A 10,536-nucleotide genomic window follows, 5' to 3' on the forward strand; every position below is an offset into this window, starting at 1 on the left:
GATAACACCGGAGCTTTCTTCTTACAGCCGGCAGAAGTATCTTCGTAGTTATGCGCGTACTACACACCGCCGACTGGCACCTGGGTCAACGCTTCATCAGCGGGCACGAACGCACCGATGAGCACCGCCACTTTCTGGACTGGCTGGTGCAGACCGTGCGCGAGCAGCAGGTGGAAGTGCTGATAGTGGCCGGTGATATTTTCGATACCGGTTCGCCCTCCAATCAGGCGCTGGAGCTGTATTACTCCTTTCTGCTGAATATGCGCGGCACCGGCTGCCGCGACATTGTGGTAGTGGGCGGCAACCACGACTCCCCCGCCACCCTCAACGCCCCTGCCCGCCTGCTGCGCCACCTGCGCGTGCACGTGGTAGGCTGCGTGCCCGACTGCTTCGAGGACCAGGTGCTGGTGCTGGATGACGCCCACGGCAAGCCCGGCCTGGTGGTGTGCGCCATTCCCTTTCTCCGCGACCGGGACGTGCGCCTTTCCGTGCCCGGCGAAACCGCCGAGGAGCGCGAAGCCCGCATCAAGCAAGGCATAGCCGACCACTACTCCCGCTGCGCCGAGATAGAGCAGGTATGGCAGCTCAAAGACCTGGGCCTGCCCATTATTGCCACCGGCCACCTCTACGCCGCCGGCGCCGCCCCTTCCGATTCTGAGCGAACCATTCATGTGGGCAACCTGGGCCAGGTTACCGCTGACCACTTCCCCGATATTTTCGATTACGTGGCCCTAGGCCACATTCACCGGCCGCAGCGCGTGGGCGGGCGGGAGCATATCCGCTACTCCGGCTCCCCTATTCCGCTTTCTTTTTCCGAGGTAGACCACCCAAAGGAAGTCTTGCTGCTGGATTTTAAGGCCGGCTGCCTGGCTGAGCTGCAGAGCCTGCTGGTACCGGGTGCCCGGCGGCTGGTGCGCTTCCACGGCACCCTGCAGGAAGTCACCCAAAGCCTCACCACTTACGATAATACCGGCTACCACCTCCCCGCCTGGGCCGATGTGCAGGTGCACTCCGAACTCACCCAGCTGGAAGTAGCCGATGCTCTGCTCAAAGTAATTCAGGAGTTGGACCGGCAGCAGTTGGAAGTACTGGCCCGCCGCCACTTCCGTTTGGTGAAACTCCGCGCCCTCGGCGAGGGAGAAGAAACCGATGCGCCCCTCACCCGCAGCCTCCACGATTTTACGGAGCGCGAAGTATTTGAGCAGCGCCTGGCCGCCGAGCCGGAGGACAGCCGCGCCGACCTGCTGCGCACGTTTGATGAGCTGCTGGAACGCATGTAAAGAAAAAGGCCACTGAAATTCAGTGGCCTTTTTTTATGCAGACTCTTTAATAATTAGATGGCTGCTGTGCTTTCAAGAAACCAACAACGGCTACTTGCCCTTTACATAAAACGGAATGTTGGCGGTGGCTACGTTGTCGTGCCCATCATAGGTGTAGATGAACAGGCGGTAGGCGCCTTCCTTATCGGGGGCTTTGAGTTTGATTTTGGCTTTGGCATTCGCCGGAATCAGCCCTGCAATGGGTGCCGGGCGGCTTTCTTGGTCGCCGCCGGATTTCAGGTCGGTGCTTTCCGGGAGCAGCTCCCAGCGGTAGGTCAGCCGGTCTTTATCGGGGTCGGTGACGGAGACGATGGCGGGGTAGCGCTTGCCGGGCTGCAGGTACACGCTATCCGTGGCCTGCTGGCCATTCAGGCGGAAACCCGCCAGGTGCGGGGCGCGGTTTTCGGGCCACTGGCCGCTCCACAGGTACTGCATCACATCCACCACTTCCGACTCCTTCCCATCCTCCGTGAAGATGCCGTACCAAGTGGGCGTGCGCTCCTGCTTCTGGCCCCACAGAAACACGTAGGTGCCCAGGCATTGGGTTTTGTCCTTGGCAACCGAGGCCTCGTAGCGACTCTGGTACACGGCGGCTTTCTGGCTGCTGGTTTCCTCTACCGAGGCTTTCCAGGGCGTCACGGGGCTTTCCCAGTGGCCGGTGGGCCCCCACTCGGCTACCACGTACGGCCCCGTCCAGCCGGTGGTGCGCACCTGCTGCGGAATGGCCGCCAGCCCGGCGTAAGTATTAATGCTGAGGATATCCACGGCCGGGCACTTCGCCTTGATCAGGTCAACCTCCTTTTGATTGAGGCCCGCCAGCACGGTGCTGGTGGGGTGGTTGGGGTCCACTTCGTGGATCATCTGGGCAATCTGCTGCACAGCATCCCACACTTTGGGGTTGGTGTACTCCAGGTTCAGCTCGTTGCCGATGCCCCAGAACAGCACGGCGGGGTTGTCCTTGTACTTGAGCACTTCGGCGCGCACCTTTTGCAGCTGCTCGGCCACGGCCTGCGGGTTGTTGTAGTCGAAGCCGTGCCGCTCCCGGGCCACGTCCAGGCCCAGCATCACGGTCAGGCCGTTTTTGTTGGCTTCGGCCAGTGTTACATCGGCGCCCTCGGTGCTCCAGGTACGAATGGAGTTGCCGCCGTAGGCTTTCACGCGCTCCGGGAACTGCCCGCCGCCCGCGCCTTTGATGAAGTATGGCTGGCCACCCCGCAGCAGCTCGTAGCGGCCATCGGTCTGTTTTACTTCGACTTTAACCGGGCCGCTTTGGGCATAGGCAGTGGTGCTGAGAGCCAGCAATGGGAGCAGAAAACGCAGATTTACGGACAAAATATGAGGAGTAAGGAGGCAGAAGGGGGTACCAAATCTAACGCAGAAAACGCACGTTACGCTGCTTCCCTACCCTCAAAATATGCGCGGCTCCGGGGTAGGCCACCTATTTATGCAACCCGACTCCTGATTTACAGCCTTTTGAAACTAACCCCAATGGCGCTGTCTGCGTTATTATAGCCTACACCATATCCCTTGTCAATCATGAGCATATTTGGTTCTGACCGCCCCAGCGGCACTATGGGTGGCCTGCTTTCAGGCCTGTTTGGGGGTCGCAAGACCGTTTACCCTACTACTGGCACCTATGACACCGCCGGCCGGTCTGGCGGTGCTGGCCGTAAGCTCGTCACCGGCGCGCTGCTGGCGGCCGGCGCGGCGTATCTCTATAATCGGAATAAAAATAAGAGCGGCGCAACTCCTGGGTTTTTGCCTAACCACTAGACTTTAAGTCATTAAGTAGTAAGCCTCAGTAATCCAACTTAAAAAAGGATTACTGAGGCTTTTGTATGAATGCTTGTGCGCTATATATTCTACCCCACTACCAATTGAATATTTAACGTGGGTACAATGAGGTTATCGAATCGAATTTAGTTTAGAGAGGATTATAATAAAAATAATTAGCAAAGAGCAACAGATAGGACTACTGCCCTTTCTACCTTACTCCTATATACCGCTCCTTAGTATCCTCACTTTCATGATAGATAATATCTCCATTATCAACTACAATGAATGCGCCTAAATTCCTGCCTAATATTTCTGTCAGAGTTTCTTTTATGGGCATCCATCTCCCATCTAAATGAGCACTTTCGTGTATTATATAGCATTCTTTAGATGTGGTTAAAGCACCTATATTCTCTAGTACATAGTCAGTAGATTGAGAGCCAGCCGGTATTTTCTTGCAATACCGCAAATCTAGATTATCAATAAAGTGCGCTAGCTCTCCAAAGCCATAACTACCATTCGAATTTGGCTTTTTAGTTTTAGCCAAATATCTAGCTTGTCTGTGCTTTACAACGAAATTTCTTATTACTCGCTCTACTATTTCTGATTCAGGCAACCGATTGGCATTCGTTTTAACTTTCATAACCAGGCAAAGCAATTTAAGACGCTTAATTTCCTACCTATGTCTATTGCTTCCCCGCCATCGTAAACACCAACTCCCCGCCATTCAGAATATCCTGATGATTGAGGAAAGGCCGCGTCAGCTTCTGGCCATTTAGTCGGGCTTCCTTTACATACACGTTTTTGTCGCTCTGGTTTTTGACGGTGATGCGGAAGGTTTTGCCGTTTTCCAGCCGGAGCGTGGCGCCGTGGATGGCGGGGCTGCCGAGGGCGTATTCTGGCGAGCCGGGCGCTACGGGGTAGAAGCCCAGCGCCGAGAAGACGTACCACGCCGACATCTGCCCGCAGTCGTCGTTGCCGCCGAGGCCGTCGGGCGTGGGGCGGTACATTTTGGGCAGAATCATGCGCACGCGGGCCTGGGTTTTCCACGGCTGGTTGGTCCAGTTGTAGAGATAGGCGGCGTGGTGGGCGGGCTCATTGCCGTGCACGTAGTTCCCGATGATACCGTCGCGGGTGATGTCCTCGGTTTCGGCGAAAAACTTATCCGGCAGGTGCATGGTGAACAGCGAGTCCAGATGCTCCGTGAAGCGGGCATTGCCACCCATTTTGGCGATAAGCGCGGCGGGGTCCTGAGGCACGTAGAGGCTGTAGTTCCAGGCATTGCCCTCAATGAAGCCTTGGTTGTGGGTGCTCAGCACATCGAAGTCTTTACGAAAGGAACCATCGGAAAGGCGCGGGCGCATAAAGCCGATGCGCTGGTCGTACACGTTCTGCCAGTTCTGGGCGCGCTTGCTGAATTCCTGCTCAATATCCGGGCGGCCGAGCTTTTTGGCGGCCTGGGCAATGCACCAGTCGTCGTAGGCGTATTCCAGAGTTTTGGAGACGGAGGAGTTGCTTTTGTCCTCGGGCACGTAGCCCAGGCGCAGGTACTCGCCTATGCCGTCGTACCATTGCTGGCGGGCGGTAGTCACGCAGGCGTCCAGGGCCTGGTTGGCATCGAAGGGCGCGTTACCTTTCACAATGGCATCGGCAATAACGGGCACCGCGTGGTAGCCAATCATGCACCAGTTTTCGTTGGCGTGGTGGCTCCACACGGGCAGCATATGCTCGGCGCTCTGCCCAAAGTGCGCCAGCATAGATTGAATCATGTCGGCGTTGCGCTTGGGCTGCAGCACGTTGAACAACGGGTGCAGGGCGCGGTAGGTATCCCAGAGCGAGAAGGTGGTGTAGTTGGTGAAGCCTTCGGCTTTGTGAATGTTCTGGTCGAGGCCGCGGTACTGGCCATCCACGTCCTGGTAGGTAGTGGGGCTGAGGAAGGCGTGGTACAGGGCCGTGTAGAAGTTGTCCTTGTCCACCCGTTTCGGCGACTCAATTGTGACCTTGCTTAGCTCCTGCTGCCACTGCGCCTGGCCCTGGCGCTTCACCTGCTCAAAATCCCAGCCCGGCAGCTCGGCGCGCAGGTTGCGCAGCGCCCCTTCGGTACTTACCCCGGATAAGGCCATTTTCAGCTTGATCTTCTCCCCTGCCTGGGTCTGAAAATCGAAGTATAGGCGCAGCTGCTCGCCGGCCTGCTCCGGGAAGTTATGCGCCTGATCGAAACGACCCCAGAAGCCACGGTAGGCCTGCTTTTTGGCGTAGTTGCGGGCGCCGTACTGGCGGAAGGGCTTGGAGAACTGCAGAGCGAAATACTCGGTGCGCGTGCGGGCCCAGCCGTTGGTCTGGCGGTAGCCGGTTACCAAGGAGTCGTTTTCCACGCGCACAAACGTCCAGACGTTTTTATCGGGGTAGTTGTAGATGCCAGCCGTTAGGTCGAGGAGGATGTGGGCGTCGTCGGCCTTCGGGAAGGTGTACTGGTGAAAGCCGACGCGGGTGGTGGCCGTCAGCTCGGCCAGGATGTTGTGGTCATCGAGCTTCACCTTGTAGTAGGCCGGCTCCGCTACTTCATTCTGGTGCGAAAACCGGGAGCGGAAGCCACTTTCGGGCTTATCGGCGGTGCCGGGGTTGAGCTGCAGCGGCCCGGTGGTGGGCATAATCAGGAAGTCGCCCAGATCGGAGTGGCCGGTGCCGCTGAAGTGCGTGTGGCTGAACCCGACGATGGTTTTATCCTCGTACTGGTAGCCGGCGCAGTACTCGTACACCTTGGGGTTGTACTTGCCGTTCTGCTCGTAGCTGATGGTATCGGTATCGGGCGAGAGCTGCACCATGCCAAACGGCACCGTAGCCCCCGGAAACGTGTGCCCCATCCGCTGCGTGCCCACTATGGGGTGCGCGTATTGCACGAGGTTTTCGTCGGGCCTGGCTTTTTGGGCGAAGGTGGGGAAGGATGCGAGGAGGAGCGCGGCGATGGAAAGGCGGTTCATCAGCTTCGGTGGTAGCGTTGAAGCTGGGAAGGTAATACCAAGTCCCTTTACTGCGTAGGTTTTATGGCCGTATTGGGATATCCATATCTCTCCCACTTACCATCTTGCAGTACTTCCAGCGCCAACTTTCTTTGCTGTCCTTCTACAAAGACGCACCTGGTTTCGTTGGCAGCAAACAAGGCAGAAACATCCTTCACTTCCTGAAGAATTTCATCTTTGGTTTCTCTCCCATAAAACTCAATATGCTCAATGGGATATTTCAATTGATCTTCTTTAACGGACACAAATATGTATTGCCCATCTTTTAAGAGGTCAATAGCAATTGTATGGGTGTTCTTATTTAACTGGAAAGAGAATAAATTCTGAGTTTCGGTAAAAGGAATATTCAGCTCTTTCGCCAGAGCTTCTGCATCCATTACATGGATTGTGTTTTGCAACGCTTTAATGCCCATAACTCACCACCCGCGTTACTTTCCACTGCCCATCCTTTAGCCGCCACACCATCATATTCTTAAAAGTGCCACAGTCGTCTTTGCCATTTTCCACGTGGCAGAAACGGTGCTGGTAAGTTTCCACGGCGCCGTAGCCGTTGATGGGGTACACTTCCAGCGTGCCCGGTACCAGCTGGCGGTTCAGGCCAGTGGTTTTGTTCTGGGCGAACATATTTCGGAAGCCCTGCATGGTTTGCTGAAAGTTGGCCAATCCGCCCTTATCGTGGTAAAACTCTAGGTCTTCGGCAAAGAAGGTTTGCAGCTTCTCTACATCGTGCTGGTTGAACGCCACGAACATGGCGCTATCCTGCTGGGCAATGGTGCGGTACAATTGCGCATCGACTGGCTTGTACGCCCCTGCTGCAGCTGGAGTGGTGGGTTTTACCGTGGCGCAAGCGCTCAGGCTGGCCAAACTTATCAATAGCGCATACCAATTTTTCATACCTCATTTCTTTTGCGTCATGCTGAGCGCAGTCGAAGCATGACGCTAGTGTAGTAAACCCAACGAAGTGAGCGAGATGCTTCGGCTGCGCTCAGCATGACGTTCAATTAGGTTTAAATAGGCTGCCCTACTTCTTCTCCTGCGAAAACGAATACGGCGCGTCCTCAGCTTTCGTACTACGCGTTGTATTCGGCTTATCTCCCATATCAAAATCCACTGTTGCCCCCTGCATCAGCGCCTCGTGGCTGAGCCAGTTGTGGGTGTAGGGCTGGCCGTTGAGGCGCACAGCCTGCACGTAGCGGTTGGCGGCGCTGTTGGCGGGGGCGTTCAGCACGATAGTCTTGCCGTTGGCGAGGTGCAGGGTGGTTTTCGGGAAGAGCGGGGCGCCCAGCACGTATTGGTCGGTGGCGGGGCACACGGGGTAGAAACCCAGAGCCGAGAAGACGTACCAGGCCGAGGTCTGGCCGTTGTCTTCGTCGCCGCAGTAGCCATCGGGGGTGGGCAGGTAGAGGCGGTTGAGGGTTTCGCGGGCCCAATACTGGGTTTTCCAGGGCTGACCGGCGTAGGCGTAGAGGTACACCATATGCTGAATGGGCTGGTTGCCGTGAGCATAGTTGCCCATGCCCGCAATCTGCATTTCCCGGATTTCATGAATCACGGAGCCGTAGTACGAGGCATCGAACACCGGCGCCAGGGTAAACACCGTGTCCAGCGCCGCCACAAAGGGCTTGGGGCCGCCCATGAGCGTCATCAGCCCGTGCACATCATGGAAAACCGACCAGGTGTAGTGCCAACTGTTGCCCTCCGTGAAGGCGTCGCCCCACTTAAAGGGGTTGAAGGGCGACTGGAACGTGCCGTTCTGGTTGCGGCCGCGCATCAGGCGGGTTTCTTTGTCGAAGAGGTTGCGGTAGTTCTGGCTGCGCTTCTGGTAGAGCGCCACTTCCTTTTTGGGCCGACCCAGCGCCTTCCCGAGTTGGGCAATGGCAAAGTCATCGTAGGCGTATTCCAGGGTGCGGGCCGCGCTTTCGTTGATTTTGACGTCGTAGGGCACGTAGCCGAGCTTGTTGTAGTAGCTGGCGCCGGCGCGGCCCACGGCCTCCAGCGGGCCTTGGGCGTTGGCGCCTTTCAGCATGGCTTCATAGAGCGTGTTGATATCGTAGCCGCGTACGCCTTTCAGGTAGGCATCGGCTACCACGGAGGCCGAGTTGTTGCCTACCATAATGTCGCGGTAGCCGGGGCTGGCCCACTCCGGCAGCCAGCCGCCTTCCTTGTAGGTGTTCACAAGGCCCGCCTGAATCTGGCTGTTCACATCGGGGTACAGCAGGTTCAGGAAGGGAAACAAGGCCCGGAAGGTGTCCCAGAAACCGGTATCGGTGTAGAGGTAGCCGGGCAGCACCTGGCCGTTGTAGGGCGAGTAATGCACGGGCTGACCAGCGGCATCCAGCTCGTAAAACTTGCGGGGAAACAGAAGGGAGCGGTACAGGCAGGAATAGAAGGTGCGCTGCTGGGCATCGGTGCCGCCTTCCACCTGCACCCGGCCCAGCTGCTCGTTCCAGGCCGCTTTGCCCTGCTGCTTCACCGTCTCAAAGTCGTTGGTGCCGATTTCCTGCAGGTTGCGCTCGGCCTGCTCGGGGCTGATAAACGAGGAAGCAACCCGCGCCTGCACCTGCTCGCCCTTGCGGGTTTTAAAGCCCACCACGGCCCCGGTGTGGCCGCCGGTAGCTTCCAGCGGCTGCCCGTAGAGCACTTTATCCAGGTAAATAGTGGTGCTGCTGAACTCGTGGTCGAACTCGATGATGAAGTAGTTCTTGAAGTTCTGCGGCGCGCCACCGCTGTTGCGGGTAGTGTAGCCAATAATGCGGCGCTGCTGGGGTTGCACCTGCACGTGGGAGCCACGGTCCAGGGCATCGAGCACCACGTAGGCGCTGTCGGTTTTTGGGAAGGTGAAGCGGAAGCGGGCGGCGCGTTCGGTGGGCGTCAGCTCGGTGGTAATGTCGTAGTCGGCAAGGTACACGCGGTAGTAGTAGGGCGTAACTACCTCGGCCTTATGCGAAAACCAGCTGGCCCGCTCCTCTTCCTCAAAGCGCAGCGCCCCGGTGATAGGCATGAGGGCAAACTGCCCGTAGTCGTTCATCCACGGCGAAGGCTGGTGCGTTTGCTTGAAGCCTTTGATCTTATCGGCCGAATACTGGTAGGCCCAGCCGCTGCCCATCTTGCCCGTTTGCGGCAGCCAGAAGTTCATGCCCCAGGGCCGCGCAATGGCTGGATAGGTGTTGCCATTGGAAAGACTGGGCTTGGAGTCGGTGCCCATCAGCGGGTTCACCAGGTCGGCCAGGTCGGGGGCTTGAGCTTGGGCGAAGAGTGGGAGGAACGCGAGGAGAAAGACAGATAGAAGTCGATTCATCAGCTTCAGGGTAGCATTGAAGCCGGGAAGTTAGAATATGCCCCGATTATCGCACGATTTACTTAGCAGTATATCCGCCCCTGCTTAATCCGCTCCAACAACATATCATCTTACTTTTTACTCAACCAAGCCAGCCAGTCATCGGCCACCTTATCCCAATTAAACACCTCATAATTCGGTTGGCCGTTGGGCAGCACTGGGAAATAATTATGCTCGGTGCCGATGTAGGGCAGGAAGGTCGCGTTAGTCTTATGGCTCCGAATAAAATCGACCCGTAGTAAATCCACATAAGGCGCGCACCAGTCTTTGGTGCCGTAGGAAATAAGGGTCGGTATCCGCAGCTTCTGTAAGTATTCCTGCGGCGGAATAGAAAAGCTGTAAGTGGCCAGATGCGTATCCCCCTGCGAGGCGTTCAAATCTTGAGGAGTGTTGACCACTGTCTGCCAATCAGCCAAGGAAGCTTCTCCGGTGCGGCTGCTGTCGGTTTCCACGGCGCGGTCCTGCGCAATGATGTTGAGGATTCGGCCACTGGGGTTACCACCGGAATAAATCAGGTGCGTAATCGGATGAAAGTTCTGGGCCATTTTGGCCGCCACGGTACTGCCTTCCGAATGACCGGCTACCACCAGCCGCTGTTTGGCAACCCAGGGTTGCCGCCGCAAAAAGCGCAGCACCGCAATGTTCCGTTTTACATAGTAAGTCAGATGATTGCGCCGGGAGTAAGCAGCCGGGAAACTACCGTTGGGCTCTACGTACGTGAAGTTGCGCCCCAGCTTACTTTTCTGCCCGATTAAAGGCACGTAGGGCTTGCCGATGATAGCCAGATGATACTGCCGCAGGAGGCTATCCGGCTTAAAGGGGAACACGCCATATACGTGGCCGTCATCGGCCAGCTTAAGGAGCGGCTGCGGCAGGCTTCCCTGGCAAAACAAGAATAGCGGCTTGGGCACCTGCTCTTCCACTGCGCGGGATTTGATGAGAATGTCGACGGTGTCGCCCTGAAAAACTGTTCGCAAATGCCGAAATCCATAATCGGCGGCGGTTTTCTGCTGTCCCAATGCGCCCACCGGTAGCAGGACCAGCCAGAGCCAATAGTATAACTTCATGGAGTATAGTTTCTATAAAT

At 57.0% G+C, this 10,536-nt stretch carries 9 protein-coding genes; 2 read left to right on the plus strand and 7 right to left on the minus strand.

Features of this window, described 5'->3' with window-relative positions:
• Positions 1-50: 50 nt before the first annotated feature.
• Positions 51-1,280 carry an exonuclease subunit SbcD gene (sbcD, locus tag AM218_RS09525; protein WP_054413656.1) on the plus strand — a complete coding sequence of 410 codons (1,230 nt, stop codon included), beginning with the start codon at positions 51-53 and terminating at the stop codon, positions 1,278-1,280.
• Between the two features lie 90 nt (positions 1,281-1,370).
• On the opposite strand, the gene AM218_RS09530 is transcribed toward sbcD, so the two are convergent.
• Positions 1,371-2,651 (minus strand): glycoside hydrolase family 2 TIM barrel-domain containing protein, encoded by a 1,281-nt coding sequence (locus AM218_RS09530; protein WP_231717470.1) that lies wholly within the window; start codon positions 2,649-2,651, stop codon positions 1,371-1,373.
• Positions 2,652-2,855: 204 nt separating this feature from the next.
• Here AM218_RS09530 and AM218_RS09535 point away from each other — a divergent pair, with 204 nt between their 5' ends.
• On the plus strand, positions 2,856-3,092 hold the full coding sequence (locus AM218_RS09535; RefSeq protein ID WP_054413657.1) for a hypothetical protein: 237 nt from the start codon (positions 2,856-2,858) through the stop codon (positions 3,090-3,092).
• A 211-nt stretch (positions 3,093-3,303) separates the two neighbouring features.
• Here the strand turns inward: AM218_RS09535 and AM218_RS16790 are convergent, their stop codons facing one another.
• From AM218_RS16790 to AM218_RS09560, 6 genes are all read right to left on the minus strand, one after another.
• Positions 3,304-3,735 (minus strand): hypothetical protein, encoded by a 432-nt coding sequence (locus tag AM218_RS16790; protein WP_157547612.1) that lies wholly within the window; start codon positions 3,733-3,735, stop codon positions 3,304-3,306.
• Between the two features lie 43 nt (positions 3,736-3,778).
• A complete protein-coding gene (locus AM218_RS09540) occupies positions 3,779-6,073 on the minus strand; it encodes a GH92 family glycosyl hydrolase (RefSeq protein ID WP_054413658.1) in 2,295 nt (764 codons plus the stop codon).
• 47 nt (positions 6,074-6,120) lie between these two features.
• On the minus strand, positions 6,121-6,525 hold the full coding sequence (locus AM218_RS09545) for a hypothetical protein (protein WP_054413659.1): 405 nt from the start codon (positions 6,523-6,525) through the stop codon (positions 6,121-6,123).
• On the minus strand, positions 6,515-7,006 hold the full coding sequence (locus AM218_RS09550; RefSeq protein WP_054413660.1) for a nuclear transport factor 2 family protein: 492 nt from the start codon (positions 7,004-7,006) through the stop codon (positions 6,515-6,517). Before AM218_RS09550 ends, AM218_RS09545 begins: the two co-directional genes overlap by 11 nt.
• 127 nt (positions 7,007-7,133) lie before the next feature.
• Positions 7,134-9,410, minus strand: coding sequence for a GH92 family glycosyl hydrolase (locus AM218_RS09555; protein WP_054413661.1), 2,277 nt, complete (start codon positions 9,408-9,410; stop codon positions 7,134-7,136).
• 110 nt (positions 9,411-9,520) lie between these two features.
• Positions 9,521-10,516 carry an alpha/beta hydrolase family protein gene (locus tag AM218_RS09560; protein ID WP_054413662.1) on the minus strand — a complete coding sequence of 332 codons (996 nt, stop codon included), beginning with the start codon at positions 10,514-10,516 and terminating at the stop codon, positions 9,521-9,523.
• Positions 10,517-10,536: the final 20 nt, after the last annotated feature.

The sequence above is a fragment of the Hymenobacter sp. DG25A genome (genome assembly GCF_001280305.1).
GTDB lineage: Bacteria > Bacteroidota > Bacteroidia > Cytophagales > Hymenobacteraceae > Hymenobacter.